19 protein-coding genes are annotated in these 18,450 nt (G+C 44.7%); 6 read left to right on the forward strand and 13 right to left on the reverse strand.

What is annotated here, in order from left to right; translation table 11 throughout:
* Nucleotides 1–107: 107 nt before the first annotated feature.
* Complete coding sequence (locus KME11_20565) at nt 108–1,646, reverse strand: PAS domain-containing protein (GenBank protein MBW4517604.1); 1,539 nt, start codon at nt 1,644–1,646, stop codon at nt 108–110.
* A 1,033-nt stretch (nt 1,647–2,679) separates the two neighbouring features.
* Here KME11_20565 and KME11_20570 point away from each other — a divergent pair.
* The gene (locus KME11_20570) at nt 2,680–3,615 is read left to right on the forward strand and encodes a YegS/Rv2252/BmrU family lipid kinase (GenBank protein ID MBW4517605.1); all 936 of its coding nucleotides are present in this window, start codon (nt 2,680–2,682) and stop codon (nt 3,613–3,615) included.
* A gap of 102 nt (nt 3,616–3,717) precedes the next feature.
* Here KME11_20570 and KME11_20575 read toward each other — a convergent pair whose 3' ends face one another.
* The 5 genes from KME11_20575 to KME11_20595 all read right to left on the reverse strand — a co-directional run bounded on the left by KME11_20575 (nt 3,718) and on the right by KME11_20595 (nt 8,825).
* On the reverse strand, nt 3,718–4,389 hold the full coding sequence (locus KME11_20575; GenBank protein ID MBW4517606.1) for a phosphatase PAP2 family protein: 672 nt from the start codon (nt 4,387–4,389) through the stop codon (nt 3,718–3,720).
* A gap of 302 nt (nt 4,390–4,691) precedes the next feature.
* Complete coding sequence (locus tag KME11_20580) at nt 4,692–5,372, reverse strand: DUF305 domain-containing protein (GenBank protein MBW4517607.1); 681 nt, start codon at nt 5,370–5,372, stop codon at nt 4,692–4,694.
* Nucleotides 5,373–5,650: 278 nt separating this feature from the next.
* Nucleotides 5,651–6,259: a cupredoxin domain-containing protein gene (locus tag KME11_20585; GenBank protein ID MBW4517608.1), complete on the reverse strand. Its 609-nt coding sequence runs from the start codon at nt 6,257–6,259 to the stop codon at nt 5,651–5,653.
* A 31-nt stretch (nt 6,260–6,290) separates the two neighbouring features.
* Nucleotides 6,291–8,549, reverse strand: a complete 2,259-nt coding sequence (locus tag KME11_20590; GenBank protein MBW4517609.1) for a heavy metal translocating P-type ATPase — start codon at nt 8,547–8,549, stop codon at nt 6,291–6,293.
* 81 nt (nt 8,550–8,630) lie between these two features.
* On the reverse strand, nt 8,631–8,825 hold the full coding sequence (locus KME11_20595; protein MBW4517610.1) for a heavy-metal-associated domain-containing protein: 195 nt from the start codon (nt 8,823–8,825) through the stop codon (nt 8,631–8,633).
* 260 nt (nt 8,826–9,085) lie between these two features.
* Between KME11_20595 and KME11_20600 the strand changes: the two genes are divergently transcribed.
* Together KME11_20600 and KME11_20605 are read left to right on the forward strand one after the other, a co-directional pair.
* Nucleotides 9,086–9,310: a DUF2945 domain-containing protein gene (locus KME11_20600; protein ID MBW4517611.1), complete on the forward strand. Its 225-nt coding sequence runs from the start codon at nt 9,086–9,088 to the stop codon at nt 9,308–9,310.
* 546 nt (nt 9,311–9,856) lie between these two features.
* Nucleotides 9,857–10,432, forward strand: coding sequence for a DUF2267 domain-containing protein (locus tag KME11_20605; GenBank protein ID MBW4517612.1), 576 nt, complete (start codon nt 9,857–9,859; stop codon nt 10,430–10,432).
* 233 nt (nt 10,433–10,665) lie between these two features.
* Here KME11_20605 and KME11_20610 read toward each other — a convergent pair whose 3' ends face one another.
* The 7 genes from KME11_20610 to KME11_20640 all read right to left on the reverse strand — a co-directional run bounded on the left by KME11_20610 (nt 10,666) and on the right by KME11_20640 (nt 16,158).
* On the reverse strand, nt 10,666–12,159 hold the full coding sequence (locus tag KME11_20610; GenBank protein MBW4517613.1) for a DASH family cryptochrome: 1,494 nt from the start codon (nt 12,157–12,159) through the stop codon (nt 10,666–10,668).
* A gap of 310 nt (nt 12,160–12,469) precedes the next feature.
* Complete coding sequence (locus KME11_20615; GenBank protein ID MBW4517614.1) at nt 12,470–12,556, reverse strand: hypothetical protein; 87 nt, start codon at nt 12,554–12,556, stop codon at nt 12,470–12,472.
* A 148-nt stretch (nt 12,557–12,704) separates the two neighbouring features.
* Nucleotides 12,705–13,148, reverse strand: a complete 444-nt coding sequence (locus tag KME11_20620) for a CAAD domain-containing protein (protein MBW4517615.1) — start codon at nt 13,146–13,148, stop codon at nt 12,705–12,707.
* 79 nt (nt 13,149–13,227) lie between these two features.
* Nucleotides 13,228–13,740 (reverse strand): hypothetical protein, encoded by a 513-nt coding sequence (locus KME11_20625; GenBank protein MBW4517616.1) that lies wholly within the window; start codon nt 13,738–13,740, stop codon nt 13,228–13,230.
* An 88-nt stretch (nt 13,741–13,828) separates the two neighbouring features.
* Complete coding sequence (locus KME11_20630) at nt 13,829–14,275, reverse strand: hypothetical protein (protein ID MBW4517617.1); 447 nt, start codon at nt 14,273–14,275, stop codon at nt 13,829–13,831.
* Between the two features lie 88 nt (nt 14,276–14,363).
* Nucleotides 14,364–15,002: a YsnF/AvaK domain-containing protein gene (locus KME11_20635; protein ID MBW4517618.1), complete on the reverse strand. Its 639-nt coding sequence runs from the start codon at nt 15,000–15,002 to the stop codon at nt 14,364–14,366.
* A gap of 277 nt (nt 15,003–15,279) precedes the next feature.
* Nucleotides 15,280–16,158 carry a DUF2382 domain-containing protein gene (locus tag KME11_20640; GenBank protein MBW4517619.1) on the reverse strand — a complete coding sequence of 293 codons (879 nt, stop codon included), beginning with the start codon at nt 16,156–16,158 and terminating at the stop codon, nt 15,280–15,282.
* A gap of 536 nt (nt 16,159–16,694) precedes the next feature.
* Between KME11_20640 and KME11_20645 the strand changes: the two genes are divergently transcribed.
* From KME11_20645 to KME11_20655, 3 genes are all read left to right on the forward strand, one after another.
* A complete protein-coding gene (locus tag KME11_20645) occupies nt 16,695–17,192 on the forward strand; it encodes a winged helix-turn-helix domain-containing protein (protein MBW4517620.1) in 498 nt (165 codons plus the stop codon).
* Nucleotides 17,193–17,514: 322 nt separating this feature from the next.
* The gene (locus KME11_20650) at nt 17,515–17,733 is read left to right on the forward strand and encodes a hypothetical protein (GenBank protein ID MBW4517621.1); all 219 of its coding nucleotides are present in this window, start codon (nt 17,515–17,517) and stop codon (nt 17,731–17,733) included.
* A gap of 145 nt (nt 17,734–17,878) precedes the next feature.
* A complete protein-coding gene (locus tag KME11_20655) occupies nt 17,879–18,226 on the forward strand; it encodes a hypothetical protein (GenBank protein ID MBW4517622.1) in 348 nt (115 codons plus the stop codon).
* Nucleotides 18,227–18,450: the final 224 nt, after the last annotated feature.

The raw sequence follows: 18,450 nt of genomic DNA on the forward strand, positions 1-18,450 counted from the left end.
AGGGCATTTTGGAGGTTTTCTTGTTGGAGCGGACTGAGAAATTTAGGAACTGGCATCGGTTTAATTCGATTATCTTCTAGTCCCTATTTTACCCGGCTTTATGTATTCTAGATGATAGTCAGCTTATCAATAACTAGCCCATCCCAAACGACATCACCATTGGGTTGTCGGGTTGGGCGCGCAATTCCTTGCAGCCACTTCAGTTCTCCAGCAGGGGTAATAATGCGATATTGGCAGTGCCACGTTTGTAAGGTCTGGTAGGATTCTGTAATAGAGTTTTGGAAGAGTTCTATGTCATCAGGATGAGTCCTACCACAGACAACACTAGGATCTTGCAATGCCTCATCTGGCTCAAAGCCATATAGGTCATGAAAGCCTGAATTAATGTAGGTATATTGATCAGAGCCATCGGCGCGAAGGCAGTACCCAAAAATTACACCCGGTACATTGTCAGCCATATTCCTAAACCGCGACTCGCTGGTTCGCAGCGCAACCTCGACCCGGCGGCGCTCTTCTAGTTCTAGTTGTACCTGCTGATACAGATTTGCTTGATAAATAGCAATTTCCAATTGACCTGCAATAGATTGAGCCAGAGCGATCGGGTCGTTGTTCCAGGTAAAAGGTTGCTGGGTGGTGATGAGGGTGAAACTGCCCCATAAGCGACCTTCAACAACGAGAGGAATAAGCAACCAGGCTCCAGGCATAATTCGGGCAATTTCCTGATTAATCTCATCATTTAGATACGTTGTATCTTCTACCTGCACAATCTGAAATTGTTTGAGTTGGGTTGCAAAAGGATTTCCTGCATCGGAAATTTCTAGTCCGATCGCTGTTGAAGTCTCTAAATTATGGCGAAATTCTGCGATATGTCGCCAGACCCCTTGCTCTGGTAGGTATTGCACCACAAAGCAGTCTAGAGTTTTCAAAAGTTGAGCGGCTTCCGCTGTGGCAGTGGCAAAAATGGTGTCTAGGTCAAGGGAGTTGCGAACAGCCTGGAAAACTCGGTTTAGCGCTTGTTCCTGTTGAATTTTCTCTTGCAATGCAGTGATATCTCGTCCCACCGATTGAATCTCAATGAGTTTCCCTTGGTCATCAAAAATTCCTAAATTAATCCATTGTGTCCAGCCAATTTGATCATTAGCGCGTTTGTCTGGATTGGTGTTCTCAAAGATGGGATTTTCTGGGGTGAGTGCCGCAATCTTGCGGTTAATCGCATCAAAATCCTCTGGCGGAATAAAGCTACTCCATTGCAATCCAATGACATCGTTTAAGGAGCGACCTAAGGCAAGACATAGAGCATCGTTGGCAAAGCTAATGGTAGAATCTGGCAGCGATCGCAAGATCAGGTCAGTTTGCGATTGGATCAATTGACGATAACGGTGTTCACTATTCAGCAGCGTATTTTTGATGATCTGCTGTTTCAGTTCATGGCGCTTGCGTTCGGCTTCGATGTAAGCCAGTTGCCCTGTTGAGTCGTAAACAGCAATTCCAGTAGGCGTAGCCTCTAAAACCTGGGTTAGATAGCTTTTGCTCTCTGCTACTGCCGTACTTGCCAGCAGTGACTCTACTAAACGCTTGACGCTCTCTGGCGTATGTTTCCAATCTTCTGGAGAAATAGGCTCAGGCAGGGAGGGTTGTTTTTCCATAACCGCAGCAGTGGGAACCTAATAAGGAACTATCCTAAAGTGTACCCATGTCAATCCGCTTAGCAGAGAAATATTCTTTATACTCTTCGGTAACCTTTTTTACAAGTTGTCATACTGCCTACCACTGCTCTAAAACAAGTTGCATTGTCTTAAGCCTCCTCTTAGATGAATCAGCCCGAACCAAAAGAGTGTCTTTGACAAGCGATCGGAGAAAAACTTTGGCGACTCTCGCTTTAGCAATCCTGATCTTTCAACTACAACCTAGAACGAACCTTAGAAACTAGACAAAAAGAATGGATTAAGGAATTGTAGTAAAAACGGTATCTACAGCACATCTACTTCATTTAAACCATCTATCAAGATCAATTCTGCAATCTTTTTAGAGAACTGACAAACGCAGAAGCCTCCATGAAAGCTTTCAAGGAAATCACTCATTAAACTTATTAAAAAGTACAGGGTTAGCTTTCTAGCGCAAGTCCGAAAACCCTCTCATTCATATACCATAAACTGTGATGCTTTAACACTGAAACTGCGATCGCTCCCGCTCAAACTAGTACACTCACTGGTATACACTCTAGCTAATTAAGTAAGGTGATTAATTAGCTAGGCACCTTCTATGCCACCAGACTTTGTTCAAAAAGGATTCGTTCAAAAAGGATTCTAGGACACTACTGATTACTTCTTCTCATAAACATATCAGCCATCTCTGTAAAGAGCTAAGGGAGTTGCGTGAAAATAAAACCCCAATGGGATACATTGACTTATCAGCCCCCTAAATCCCCCATTCTGGGGGACTTTGACAGGTTCAGAAGTCCTGCCCCAAAATGGGGGATTTAGGGGACGGTTCGGGGCGTTATTTAATCGCAACTTTTTAAGCAAATCTGTCTCGGCTGGTTGTGGTGCAATAGTGATATTCTAGTAGCTCATAGATTGGATATTAGGGACAGTAGTCCTTCTGTTAAGCAGATGGGCAAAGGTTGGGCTAACTGCGCTCCCAGCGTCCCAAGTACAAACTGCTAGGAAAAAGCTAGAGATGAACACGCTCCTCATCATTAATCCTACCTCTGGACCTGCTGAGAATCCTCAGATGGTCACTGACCTCACAGAAATCTTGGAGACCCAAGGCATTCAAGCTGAAATCTGCACGACTACCCCTGACGAAGACGGGGAAGGTCTTGCGGCAGCGGCTGCCCGAGCAGGAGCTAAGCTGGTGATTGTGGCAGGAGGCGATGGCACTATTGAAGCTGTTGCCCGTGGGTTAGTGCATACTCAAACGGTATTAGGCATTATTCCTTTAGGAACGCGCAATAACATTGCGGCTAGCTTGAACATTCCAAACGATTTAACGCAAGCTATCCAGATTGTGGCAGAGGGCGATCGCGATCGGTTTGATATGGGCAAGGCGAACAACCATTACTTTATGGAAGTAGTAGGCGTGGGTCTAGAAGCTTCCCTCTTTCCGTGTGGAGATGAGGTGAAAGAAGGAATTAAGAAAAATTATTGGGCTGCGCTCAGAAGTATGGTTTCAGGTGTCAAAACTTTTTTGCAGTTTAGAACTCATCGTTTGGTCTTACGCCTCGACGGCAGACGAATTCGTCGGCTACGCACCCTACAAGTCAATGTTTGCAATAGTCCTCGCTATGGAATGGAATTTTCCCTAGCGCCTGAAGCAAAAATGAACGATGGCAAGCTAGACGTTATTTATATCAATAATCCTTCTAAATGGGAGCATCTACGCCACTTCTTTACAGCCATGCAAGGCAAACAGCTGCCCCATGCGCGGCTCAAAACTCATCGCGCTTCTAAAATTGAGGTTAGAAGCTATCCACTCCTAAAAGTCCATGCCGATGGAGAATGCCTGGGCACTACCCCAGTTACCATTGAGGTGATTCCTCAAGCGCTTTGGATTTGCGTGCCCAAGCCTGAACAATGGGCGAGTCTATCAACAGAAGCAGCGTTTCTAGGGTGAGGCAAGCCTATAAAGGTTTCAGGAGAAAAGTTTTTTCTTAATTCTGATAGATTTTTGCGTGCTCTTCGAGATACCCGCAAGGGGTCGCTCCTCAATTTCAACTCATATCCCGCCAATCTGAACTAACCCTTGCAGACATACTCCTAACCAGATGCCCCCTGCAACCCATCCACTTAAGACATCTGTTGGCCAATGCATACCCAGATATATCCGACTAAAACCCACTCCCAAGGTTAAGATCGCTGCCAAAGTTGTAGTAATGCCTAACGGGATGCTCAGACAGTGGCTAATGGCGGCGGCTAATAGCCCATAAAAGGAAATCGCGCTCATGGCATGACCGCTAGGATAGCTATAATCCATCGGACGCTCAGGGGAAGCCCACAAATCGGGGCGTTTGCGTCGAAAAAAAGACTTGAAGATGCCGTTAAGCAGCCATGAGCCACTCAGCCCGATCGCTAAGACCAGTGCTGCAATAGACTCATTGCGGTAAACCAAAATTCCTCCAACTGCGAAAAGCAAAGGGATGGTAATCTCACCTTGAGCCAGCCAGGTCACTGCTGTCATGTATCGATCTAGGGCTGGGTTCGCCTGTGCTTTAAGAGTCAACAAGCAGGATTCTTCAAAAGGCAGCAACCAGCGCCACAAAAGGAAGCGAGCCAGGAAAACACAGATTGCCAGGACAAATGCACCAGCAAGCAGACCTGCCAGTAAGTAAGGGGTGAAGTCAATGAGAGACTGGAACAGCCAGTAGAGGCGAGTGCTAACCTCCGCCATTTACGATCTCCTCAAGGGGGTTGACTGTTGCGATTTAGCAACTTGTGATTTGGAAATATTGTAGGCTATCCGCTGGCTTGGTGGAAGAAGCGATCGCTCAGACTTCATCACCAGGCTCTTAAAATAACACAATACAGTCAACTAAAAGACAGGCAACTAAGCGCGATCGGGCAATTTATCCACATTAAACTCGGCTCGATCGCGTACAATGTCTAGATTAAAAGGTCTAGATTAATAAGTTATATTCTCAGACTACTTCCACAACATAGGAATCGTTCACCCATGTCTTAGTGCTAGCTAAACTACTGCCCGTACCATGCTTTTTTCCACTGCTGCATCTGAGAAATTTCTTGCTGCTGACTAGCGATAATGTCTTGAGCAAGCTCCTTAACTTCGGGGCGATCGCTCTTCTGCAATGCCTCTTTCGCCATTGTCAATGCCCCTTCATGATGAGGAATCATCGCATTGAGGAAGCGCAGATCAAACTGATCGTCTGCGGCTCCTAAGTCAGTATTCATCATCATGCTAGACTTCATTTCTTCAGACATCGGCATCATGTGCCCCATCTCTGAGCTATACATCATGGGTGTGGCGCTGGCATCAGGATACCAAGCTGTCCGCCATTCTTTCATCTGAGCAATCTCTTTTTGCTGAGCGTCAATGATCGTTTGAGCCAATTGCTTAATTTCTGGTCGCTGTGACTTCTGCAAGGCTTCCTGAGCCATTGTGACCGCGCCTTCATGGTGAGGAGTCATTCCGTCAACAAATCGCAGGTCAAAGTTTTCATCTTTGGGCCCCAAGCTCATGTTCATAGAAGACCCATGATTCATTCCCTCCATCTTGCCCATTGGACTTTGTGCCACGTCGGGTGCAGATGAAGCAGGTTGATTGTTGGCGGAGGAGCCAGTTGGGGAACTTGAACAAGCAGCAAGAATTATACTTCCCATGAAAGCGATCGCTAGTAAAGGAGTTCTTCGTTTCATAACTTTTGGATTCATCCTATTGTTCTGTAATTGATAATTTTAGCTCATCTCTATTCTAAACTTTTCGTTCACTGATAGAGTCAGGGTCAAGTAGTATACTGATCTTTGACCTAATCACTTGCTCAATAACATGGTGTGGATAAAACTCATCACGAAAATTGTGACAGACAATTATGAAACTAGGATGAAAAGATCTAAATATCTAGAAAAAATTGATGTCTAGCTAAGATAGCAGAGCTTGATTCGGTAGACAAAATTAATCATTTAAGTTGACAAACTTATACTGAATACTCTTGTTTAATTAGCTTTTTAATTGAGGTTGCAACTGGGGCTGAAGAGTTTTCTAGATTGGATGAAGGACTGGATGACGTTACCTCTACTACTCCGTGAAACATATTCATGCCACAGACAAATTCATAATTCCCTGGTTTTGTAGGAGTAAATTCAATAGCTGTAACTTGGTTAAGTGCTAGGTTTTGGGCAATATGGAAGTCAGGCAACTGCACCTCCTCTAAACAACTGCTGGGGTCACGCCGCAAGAAATTGAGCCGAACGGGTTGTCCTACTTGCACGACTATTCGGCTTGGCTCATAACCCCCATCTACAGTGACTGTTACTTCCTGAACTCCCTCACGAGCTTCTACTTGCTGAGATTTAGGCTTGCTGAGAAGGAACCACCAGAGTTCTAGACCTATCAACCCTAATCCCCCTAGCGTTACAGCAACCTTGTTGGCTAAAGGTTGGTCAATGCGTTGAAACTGAGTGGATGAAGACTGAGGTGGCATATTGTGTGCAGCAGGCATTTCCGCTGCCACTGCCCTAGAGATTGCACCTAGCAAAAATCCCAATCCTGCAAGGGTTCCAAAAAATGTAGTTTTTTTTAGCATTGACTTTGCTCCTAATATTCGTTCAATTGGTTTAATAAATGGGTCTAGGTCGAAAGTTGCGTAGCCGCAGAGCATTTGTAACCACCGAAACCGAGCTAAACGCCATCGCTGCTCCTGCGATGATGGGGCTGAGTAGCCAGCCAAAGAAGGGGAACAAAATCCCAGCCGCGATCGGGATACCTGCCACGTTGTAAACGAAGGCAAAGAAAAGGTTCTGACGAATGTTTCGCAGGGTAGCACGAGATAACTGGATTGCAGTCACAACACCTTGTAAGTCACCTGAAATTAGGGTGATATCGCTGGCGGCGATCGCCACATCAGTCCCGGTTCCGATGGCAATTCCCACATCGGCTTGAGCCAGAGCAGGCGCATCATTAATACCATCACCAACCATGGCTACAATTTTTCCTTCAGCCTGAAGCGTGCTGATCATCGCGGCTTTTTGATCAGGACGCACCTCTGCCAATACTCGGATAATGCCAACTTCACGGGCAATAACTTCTGCGGTTGGACGATTATCTCCGGTAAGCATAATCACTTCTAGTCCAAGTTTTTGCAACGTGCGAACGGTATCAGCAGAAGTGGGCTTGAGAGCATCAGAAATTCCCATAATGCCTTGTATTTTTTCATCTACAGCAACCCAAATGACTGTTTTACCTAAATACTCCAGCTTGTCTCTTTGCAGGGCTAGAGCCTGAGTATCAATTCCTAATTCACTCATCCAACGCTGAGTTCCAATTTGAACCAACCGACCTGATACATCACCTTGAACGCCACTCCCCGCGATCGCCTCAAATTCCTGTACATCAGTCAACTCCACTCGTTGAGACTGAGCATACTGCACTACAGCTTCTGCTAACGGATGCTCTGAATTTCGTTCTACAGATGCCATAAGCTGTAAGAGTTTGAGTTCATTACTGTGAGCAATGCCGTTGACCGTCACAAAGTCTGTGACTGTCGGTTTACCTTGGGTTAGTGTTCCTGTTTTATCAAGCACAATAACCTGTAGTTTGTGCGCTAACTCTAGGCTATCTGCACCTTTAATGAGAATGCCATTTTCTGCGCCTTTACCTGTGCCAACCAAAATAGAAGTAGGGGTTGCTAATCCCAATGCACAGGGACAAGCAATGATCAGCACACCCACAGTTGTAGTCAGTGCTAGCGTCACGTTACCCATGACGTTATACCAAATAATGAACGTGGCGATCGCTACAGCAATGACCGCTGGGACGAACCATCCGGTTACCTGGTCTGCTAGCTTTTGGATCGGAGCTTTAGAGCCTTGAGCCTGTTGCACTAATTTAACAATCTGAGCCAGAAAAGTATCTTTCCCGACTCGCGTAGCTCGAAACTTAAAGCTTCCGGCTTTATTAATCGTGGCTCCAATCACCTCATCTCCAGGCTGCTTTTTAGCCGCTACACTCTCGCCTGTTACCATCGCTTCATCAACAGTTGAGGTGCCTTCAAGCACTTCACCATCAACTGGAATTTTTTCACCAGGTCGCACCAAAATCACGTCACCAAGCTGAACTTCAGCGATCGCCACTTCCATCTCTTGCCCATTGCGGACGATGCGGGCAGTCTTCGCTTGTAACCCCATGAGTTTACGAATCGCCTCCGACGCTTGTCCTCTGGCGCGGTTTTCAAACAAACGCCCCAGCAGAATCAGCGTAATCACAACTGCCGCAGTTTCGTAGTAAACACTAGGCGTAAGTCCTTGAGCAATCAGAACTCTGGGAAAGAACGTAACAAACAGTGAGTAGAAATATGCCGCACTAGTGCCCAAAGCAATCAGAGTGTCCATCGTAGAAGCATGGCGCTTGAGTGCTTTCCAACTGTTGATATAGAAGGACTTTCCACACCAAAACTGCACAGGTGCGGTCAATAGAGCTTGTAGCCAAAAGTTATGCAGCCACATCGGAATCAAGGGAACAGAAAGCCCTGTCATCGCTGGAATAGAGCCGATCACTAGAATTGCGCTGATCACGCCGCCCGTCCAGACTTTGCGCGTTAAGTCTCGTGATTCTGCCTGTCGCGTCTGACGTTCTATATCGTTCTCTCCGTTCAGCAAATCCTGCTCTTGAACTGGTTGGGCAGAGTAGCCAGCGGCAGCAACAGCATTTTGAATTGATTGCACGTCCGTTTGCTGAGGGTTATAGGTAATGCTGGCTTGTTCAACACCAAAGTTAACGCTGCATTCACTCACGCCTGGAACAGAACGAATGGCATCTTCAACGCTATGGGCACAAGAAGCACAACTCATGCCCCGAAGTTTCAATGTTATGTCCATATTTATTTGAGGGAAGGGAATGGGCGATCAATCTCAACCTAAAACTTGCTCAACCTAAAACTTGAAACTCAAAAGCTCGAACTAGGCGACGGTGTAGCCTGCCGCTGCGATCGCCTGCTTAATCTCAGCTTCAGGTTTTTGCGTCTCAATGTTGACCTGCTTGGTTTTAGTGTCAGCCTCAACTTTGGCAGCGGGATCTATAGCGGTAACAGCTTGAGTAATCGTTTCAACACAGGCAGAGCAAGCCATATTGGAAACTATGAATTGAAGTGTCATGGTAAATAGCAGTGAAGCTGCTCTTAATATAGGATTATTTTTATTATCAACTCTCCTCTTAACAGGAGAGTCAAGAAGGATGGAGATAATTGATAACTTTCCTCATCTAAATAATTATTATAGGAATGCAAGCTTTGTGATTTTATCTCTCTTACCTTTGGCTACGCCCTAGAGTAGATGAGTTTTATATCTAAGATATGGCTCAATATACTTTAAGACCTGAGTAAAAATTTTACACTACTAAACACAGAGGAAGAGTAATGGCGAAAGAACTCAAGAAGGGCGATCGCGTCAAGTGGAACACATCGAATGGGGAGACAGTAGGAGAGGTTAAGAAGAAGCTGACGCAGCCAACGGATATTAAAAAGCATCATGTTGCCGCATCTGAAGAAGACCCGCAATACCTTGTGGAAAGTGAAAAGACAGGTCAAGAAGCAGCACACAAACCCAAGTCACTTGAGAAATTAGAGAAGTCCCAAGGTTAATCAAACCATTAGTCAACTCTTAAGCAGGCATTAGGTATCAATTAACTAGAAAAATCGATGAATGCACCCCTTACTATTACCGTTAAGCGATCGACTCATGTAACTGACCTGAGAGGTTGTCTGAGCAGTCTATGGGTTGCTATCCAATCCGCCCCCTAAATCCCCCATTTTGGGGGACTTTGAGGAAGGAGTGGCTTGGAAGTCCCCCAAAATGGGGGGTTGGGGGCGAGTGTAAGAATCTTTGATACTTCTCAGACATCCTCTGACGTGCAAATTGAGATTAGTAAACTGCTAGAAAACCAAAAAATTTATCTAAATTAGTACAGAGTTTTCTTTTCCACTCGTGTGAATAGTACCGATGCTCCTAGAGGTCGTAGGTGCTTGAATCAGAGCGTGTAAACCGTTTGTCTCTAACTTTTGACTGTCTTAATCTCATCCTTCGGGATAGTGCTAAGCCTTTTGGCTCATGCAATATTACTTGCAGCCTTTAACTGCTTAGAACCCTTTCTCAGACTATCGAGTTTGAGGAAAGGTATCTCAAGACAGATGTGGCTGACACAGAAAACAGGGAGAAAAAATATGTCTGATGAAATTTATAAAGCAGCTATTCCAGAAATCGACCCCACAGAAGTTGAAGATGCTCGCATTATCAACGCTGGCAAGCACGATTCATTTTTAGAAAAGGTGATGACTCAGAGCGGACTTGCAGATCCCTACGATGCCAGAGACATTACTGAAGTGGTCTTTCGCACAATGCGCGACATGATGACAAATGAAGCAGTCGATCATGTTGCTGAGGAACTACACTCTCCACTTATGGAAGAAAATAAGGACAGAACCCTCTATACTGCTACACCGTTAGCTACTGAAGTGGAAGATCTTTGGCAAGATACTAATCCCATCGTTCATTTTCTAAGCCGCGTTCGTCCGGCGCTTAATATTCGTGATACGACTTTTCTGTTTCGGATTAAGCAAGAATCATCTTTGCCCGCTACCGTCGAACCAGAACAAGTTGTTAAGGCAGTTTTTTCGGCTACTAAAGATGAGCTATCACCTGATCGCATTCAAGAAATTGCTGAATTTCTTCCGGGTACTGTCCGCCAGCTTTGGCAAGATGCATAGTCCCATAGACTTGCAACTACATATCCTGTAACAGGCAAGAGCAGGCTAAAAAGTTGCCAAATTGCCCTATAAATATCCAGTTTCCTTGATATTTCAGGGGAAAAGCCAGGTTAATCTGGGAATGCAGCTAAACAAACCTTTTCCCCAACCCCTCTCCTTCAGGAGAGGGGCTTTGAATAAATTCAAACTTTTTTGAACTTGTCTTCATTGGTGCTCAAGATAAACTGGCTCAGTCATCTAGCGCGAAACGATCGCCCTTTTAGTTTTGCGATCGCTCGATTATAGATCTGTTCCTGCTCCTGTGCAGATTGAAATAGATCAACAATGGGATGTGGATAGTCTGTGCCAATCTTAACGGCAAATCGATCCTGTTCAACAGGCAGAAGTTTCCAGGGTTCATGAACTTTTTGGGCAGGCACTTGAGCTAGCTCAGGCAACCAGTGCTTGACATACTCCCCTTGTGGATCATAGTCTTTTGACTGCTTAACGATATTAAAAAACCTGAATCCACGTGCATCGTTGCCAACTCCAGCAGTGTAATTCCAGTTACCCCAATTACTGCAAACATCGTAGTCAATCAAAAGCGACTCAAACCACTCTGCACCCATGCGCCAGTCAACGCCTAAATTCTTCGTCAAAAAGCTAGCCACATTTTGCCGACCCCGATTAGACATAAACCCGGTGTTGGCTAATTCGCGCATGTTAGCATCTACGAGCGGAAATCCTGTTTTGCCCAAGCACCAACATTCAAACTTCTGCCTATCTTGCTTCCAAGGAATTGAAATGCCTTGTAATCCTGTTGCATGAAAGAGGCGATCGCCGTGTTTAACCGTAATAAATCGAAAGTAATCGCGCCATAGCAATTCAAAGATCAGCCAGTAGGTAGAATCATTGCAGACACGTTCTCTTTCATAGGTCTGTACCTGTTCATAAATGTAGCGTGGCGACAGACATCCGAGCGAGAGCCAGGGCGAAAACTTTGATGAATAGTCAGCCCCTCTCATCCCATTGCGGGTATCTTTATAAATTTTTAGGTGATCCTGCTGCCAAAAATATTGCTTTAGTCTAGCGATCGCAGCAGTTTCGCCCCCTTGAAATTTTAGAACAGCGCGATCGTCAAATTCAGGAGTTTCTAGGTCAAATTCAGCCAGTTGTGGCAGCTTACCCACCTCAACGTCGGGGAGTGGAGGGACTTGGCTAGGAGAAGGCAATGCGGGTTGAACACTGCTGTCTTTTTCAACTTGTTTACGAAAACTAGTAAATAGCTCTGGCAGTTCCTTGACCTTAAAAGAAAAATCATCAGGATGATAGAGCGTATGACTCCAGAAAGTATTGATCTTAACGCCCAGAGCCTGTAATGCTCTTTCTAGCGATCGTTCAATCGCTTTTTCTTCAGATGCTGCTTCTTGGTAGTAATAAACTTCTGTAATGCCTAACACTTTCACAAGCTCAGGAATAACTTGTTCAGGTTTCCCTGTGCGAATGAGTAAATCACTATTGCGCGATCGCCATCCTTGTCGTAAATCAGCAATACTTTCCAGCAAAAATTGTGCTCGAAATGCTCCTGTTTTCGGGAAACCAAAGGTAGTCTTGCCAAAGTGACGGGGGTCAAAACAATAGAGTGGAATCAGGTAAAGAGGTTGCGTCAAGAGCGCCTGATGAAGCGGTTCGTGGTCATGAAACCGCTGATCGTTGCGATACCAGAGTAAAATTCGGGATCGAGCCATAGTTTTTTATCGGGTGTCTTACCTTGGTTATTCATATGCTAGGCAGATTCTTGAATAATTTGCAAAGGCACCCTTTAGGAGAATAGGCATTCTTGAAGACCACTCACCTTCTTCAGTCATTTTTCTTAGAGGCGTTCCAGCGCTTGGGGGCAGGTTGTACCGTGTAAGGAGGGACGTTTTGAGATTACGCCACATTTACATCAACTTCTGCTTCTACATCCTTCTGCTGGCATAGAGGCACAAAGAGTCTGAATCAGTTCGATCTTTGCTCAATGGACTTCATTGAGCGCGTTCAAGTGACGATCTTTTTTTATAGTTCGATGACTTTAGTTGGGCTGATTTTCAGCACTCGTGCCGCGTCCCGAATCCCGCTATCCTTCATTGCCATTTTAGTAATCTGCTGTTGGACTTCAGGAAGGTAACCTCAATAGGCTGTTTGATTCTCCCTCGTTTCCACACGTCTGGAACATTACGACTAATTCTGGTGAGAATAAGATCAGCATCTCACCAGAATTAATCGTTATTTAGCACTGACTGATCTAGTTTTAATTACCCAGTAGATCTGCTTTAGCCTGAACGATCTTTTGAGTAAGTTCTTGGCGATCGTTTGCCCGTACTAAATGCCGCCAACTAAACTGAACCAGGGTGATTAGACCGACGAGCTTCAGCAAAGATGACATTAAAGGAATATCATCGATAGCATCTAACGATGCAAACAAAACTCTGATACCCAGAAAAGCGAGAAGAAGCCAGCCCAAATTACTTAGAAGTTGACGATTTCCCTTAAAGAACGCCACTGTCGATTGAGTAACATTATCAAAGAAATTTGCTGCTTGTACTTGAAACGAGGTTAAAGATTCCTCCGCCAACTCAGTTGAAGAGGAGGCAGCAGGCAGAAGAGGTTGTTCGAGAACTTGATCCACCTCTGCCAGACTAGGTTCCATCGTTATTTCGTTGTACTCGTTGGTTTGCATAGTGTCATGGGTCATTGTTTTGCTCCTTGTTAAAAGTTGTGATGTAATTTTTGGAGCAATCGGTAGCTTATGGCTACTAACTGCTCCAAAAAATTTACTTGTGACCACCTAGCCACTTAGCTGCCACTGCTCCTAATGCAGCACCAATGACTGGGTTGCTGAGAAACTTCACTAAGGCAGGCTGGTCAGCCAGCACTTCGTGAAAGATATCGGGGTGATTGTGGTAAGCAAAGCCCGCAAGCTTACTGACATCGTCAGCATTCATTTGTTTGGAATGGTGGCTCGATAATCCTAATTGCTTTTGCAAGTCACGATCGCTCAACCCTCGTTTCTTCAAATGATTAATGAACTCTTGGGCAACGTCATCTCTTTCGTTAGGTTTGATCTGTGCGATCGCCTTTTGGAGTTCTGGTTCCATCTGGCTAGCTGGAATTTGCTCTGGACGCATTGATCTGCTGAACAATTGATGTCTTTCAGAACGAGAAGACCGTTGAGCAAAATCATCGAAGTTTTGGTAGTCCGAGCCTGATTCATCAGGCAGCATTTCCTTATCTCCACCTGCCAAATCTTTCATAACTTGGCGTTTGTATTCGTCACTGCTAGACATAGTATTAACCGTCCTTCAAAATTGATGTTGAATTGATCAGGCTGAAAGTGCAGACAGCTTGTTAACAAGCATGAGCAAGCTACTGTTCTTAGCTAGCTGACTGATACTCAATTTGCTTGGATTGCGCATCATAGCGGGCTGTCAAAATCAGTTCTTTGTCGGGTGCGTACATTAAGACCGTCAGGTCTTGGTTAGGAAAGTTTTTACGGAAGCCTTGCGCCAATGATTGAGCCAATGCTTTCACTTCATCAGGACGAACCTTTGACGAAATCACGGCTCCTAATTTGTTGTTATCTCGAACAAAGGCATCTTTAATAAGACCTTTGCTTGCTTCCACTATCCAATCACCAAACTCTTGACCAGCGGCAGAGTCTCCTCTCGCCAGTTGACCATATTCGACGCTGCGATCGAGACTACTAGGGTAGTTCGACTGAGGCTCTCGAGTGGCAACCCCGCTACATGCAGTAGTAAAAGCAAGAGTCAGGACTAAAACGAGAGCCATTAGGCTTTGGCGAACGCGATGAGAAATGTTCATAGTTATTGCGCCTCTGAAAACAACTTAGTAAATCGGTCAAACAAGATTATGGAAAGACTCCTGCGAAAGACTGCTCTAGCAAATATTGTTAAATTGCTCCTAAAGTGTCATCTTTCAGCACAACGCTAACCTTCACAGCTTCCACTGAATTAGATTGCGCTGCGATCGCTTCAAGAAATTGAATTGCTGCGGTTATAGAGGTAAAGCTACCCTCAACTGTTGAAGGAAGGGGAGTGCTAGCTGCCTCCCTGCCAAGTTTTTGCTCTTGGACTTGCTCTTGGACTTGCCCTTGGACTTGCCCTAAGTCAACCACTGCCAACTGCTTATACTCTGGGCTAACCTGCTCAACAATTAACTTCTCGCGGCGAACTGGAACTTCGATAATTCGTGTTTCAATTTCCTTACGAATGGTGACTTCACCCACTTTGCGCTTAATGCGATTGACCATCAATCGCTCTTCGAGAATCTGAACAGTTTCCTCAGCTACGACTGATGGAGTCATGATGAGGTCTTGTTCAGTTGCTAAATTCGTCTGCTGCGGAGCAGATTGGTTGAGAGCAGAAATATGAACCTGCCTGGGTGACTCTAAGGGAACCGAGGTTTCCAAAGGGACGGAGAACTCTAGGCTGCCAGGTTGCGGGTGAATAGGTTGACTGGATCTAGGCGATCGCTGCTCATCAGACGATGAGGTTCTAGTATCAAAATCTTTGGGGTTGGAAGGTGTCACGATAGGATTCCCACAATGATAGCTCAGGCAGAGTTAAGAATTGCCCTGCCTAAATTCTTCTAAAAACTGAGCATTACCAATTTCATACTCTCAACATCTAGCTTGATTAAGAGGTTGTCTGAGAAGTCTAGGTTGCTTCCAATCCGCCCCCTAAATCCCCCATCTTGGGGGACTTTGAGGAAGGAGTGGCTCGGAAGTCCCCCAAAATGGGGGGTTGGGGGGCGAGTGTAAGAATCTTTGATACTTCTCAGACATCCTCTAAGAGCAACTTACTCACTTAAGAACGACTTTTGGAATGACGGACATCTGCCCCTTCATCCACCACAGGTCGCCCTTGAGTATCTAGGTTTAGCTCCTCACGGCGCAGCGTTTCTTCAGCATTGACTGTTTCGTGATCAACTTCTTTTCTAACGCTAACTTCTTCCCGCACAAATGCTTCTTTATGAATGTCTGCCGCTTCTTCATAAACCTCTACTCGTGCTACTTCCCCTTCCTGGAAAGCTGTCCCATCCGGTGTAACGGCTGCGTCAAGATCAGTAGGTGTCGTGCGTTCAACTACCACACGTTCTTTTTCAAGAGGAACAGAAACTTTAGCATTCTCGGTTTCTACCCGTTTACCCACTACAACTTCACCCGTTTTAGAACGGGTCTTGTTGGCGATTAGTCGCTCTTCGTACAATCGCAAATTTTGATGGGCGCGATCGTCCAAATTGTATAGTGCTGGATCACGGTCATAGGCGTAGGTATCACGGTCATAATCTCGAGAGGTGGAAGCATTATCTGCATTCTCTCCTGTGCCCATGGGACGATACACACCACGCACTTGCTCCTCGTGCTCATAATCCACAGGCATAGTGCCATCATACGAGGGCAGAGCCTCGACTTGGGTACGAGTCAAACCATCAACTGCAATGCGACGATTTGAATAATCAACTCGAGAACGACCGATCGGTAGTAAGACTTTCTTACCTAAAATCCAAACACCTGTATTAACAATTAAGTAACGAATTTTGCCTGTATCATCCACTAATACATCATCGATCGAACCAACCTTATCTGATTTGGCGTAAACGTCATAACCAATAATATCTTGATCTTGGTTTTCAAAGTGAGCCCGATAGTCAGGGTCAAAATCTCGAATCTTATGAAGTGGCATAATTTTCCTCTACAGCGACTTTTCCTCTACAGCGACTAAAGTATTTCTATCGCTTTACTTAAAATCTACATGCTTAGTTAGAGAGGTTCATCCTCCCCAAGTACGATTGAGCCTGTGCCGAGAGAAGTACCCTGTTTTGCTCAGTAATAACCTGATAGCGCTACCTTTCTTCCAATCATTTAACGCGGGATGATTAGCTTGTATGGCTACCTAAAGAGAGTTGACAGCCTTCTAGCAGCATCCTAGATTGAAAGTAAAGATGTAAACTTTACTTAAGAGTCTATGTAAATAAAAAGGACCTGTACTCTCAAAACCTATGGACTATGTATTTAGGCAGAACCGATTTCATTATTGGCGTTGCTATTACGATTGCGGATTTTAGCAGTTAGTTTCAGTAGCCCTACTTATATTTAATTTCTTCTGTTTATATTGTGGTTACATTGATATATTTCGCTGCTGTGCTCAAGTCATGAGTTAGAAAACCGTTATCTAGAAAAACTAACGCTTTATTTTCAAGTGTTGCATTATCTACAAATATGAAATTACGCGAGGAAGATTGTTCTGCTTTTGGTCGGCTTGTCTTACAGTATCTTAAAGATAATCCGCAAATTAGTATGAGTGAGCTTGCTAGACAGGTTAAACTCTCTCATGCAGGGTTAAGTTGGATTTGTCTCAAGCGAAGTAGCCCCAACGAAGAGACGGCAGGGCGTGTTGCTCAGGTAATTGGAGCAGACTTTAATAAGATTGCTCGTCTTGTCCATGAGAATAAATTAGAGAAGTTAGCAAGTCTTAGCAACTTGAACTATGTTGCAAAACTCGATAAAAAATGGGTGTCTAGACCGATTCCTGTAGAAGATGCGATCGCAGGATTAAATGCTGTGTTTCATGCGTACCATTATGTTGTTAGAAATGTTCCTGAAGTGGAAAAACCGACTGATTTTCAAATATATAAGGAGTCATATGAAATTGTTAGTGGACAATTTGTAAATAACGGTAAAAGGTTTGTAAAAACAAAGTCTCAGGATCGGCTTTAAAGGAATTGAGTTAGAAGATTTCATACTAATTTCATAATTGTGTGAGAAGCGTACGACCAGTGGCTTGCCATGAGTCTTCATTTTTAGTTGTCCTCTCTTTTACCAACCGCTTGTGATGAACGATTCACCTCAGTCTTCTCGCTTTCGCGGGACAGTTAAACGTGTTGAAAAAATGTCGATACTTTATGCTTCCAGGACTCTCTTTGGTCTAATGCTGCTAAGGGAGTTGCGTGAAAATAAAACACCAGTGAAATGCATTGACTTTTCAGCCCCCTAAATCCCCCATTCTGGGGGACTTCCGAACCTTTCAAAGTCCCCCAGAATGGGGGATTTAGGGGGCGGTTCAGAGCGTTATTTAGCTGATCTACGCCTTGCCCAACGCAACTATCAACAACAGCAGAAAATTGCGATCGCCGACATTAATCAAGCCCGTGTAGCTCTAAAATTCGCCCAAGAAAAATACGATCGAGATCAGCAGCTAACCACAGAAGGAGCGATTCCCAAACGACAATTTTTAGAATCAGAATCTCGACTACACTAGAGTTTATCGGAAATTAGGATTGTAGAATAGGACAAGCAGTGTTGTCTATTAGCCTCCAAGGTAGCCAAATGAAAATGAGCTACCAATAGCTAAAGAATAATACTTATCGGTTTTAGGTGATGAAGAACAGCTTTATCGCCTATTAATGAATCTAGTTACAAACGCTATTCAGTATACGCCAGCTAACGGTCAGGTAATAGTCATGCTTGATAGAAATGATCAGCAGGCACTAATTCACGTTCAAGATAATGGAATTGGGATCACTACTGCTGATCAAAACCAAATTTTTGAGCGTTTCTACCGCGTTGATTGCGATCGCTCTCGCCAGACTGGAGGAGCAGGGCTAGGGCTAGCAATCGCTCAGGCGATCGCCCAGGCACATCAGGGTAGCATCCAAGTTCAAAGTAGTTTAGGGGAAGGCAGCAGGTTTACAGTACAGTTACCGCTGATTACTATTGCCATTTGGCGACAAGATTCAGCACAGCGCCGATAGGACTCAGCGCAACGCTTGCAGCGTCGGGTACAGTCTTTTGACGACCTTTGGCTTCTGTCTTTAGAGGGATAAACCAAATTGTTAAAATCGCTTATCCTACCCAAAGATTTCAAGGATTATCAGTAAATTTAGGAGGTAATCGACTTCTTAGAAGAGCTATTCAGCTCCGTTTTTTGCATTGTATTCCCGCTATTAGAGTTAAATTTAGTATTTTTTGTAAAGGC

Origin of the sequence: Timaviella obliquedivisa GSE-PSE-MK23-08B (genome assembly GCA_019358855.1) — a bacterium.
Lineage (GTDB): Bacteria > Cyanobacteriota > Cyanobacteriia > Elainellales > Elainellaceae > Timaviella > Timaviella obliquedivisa.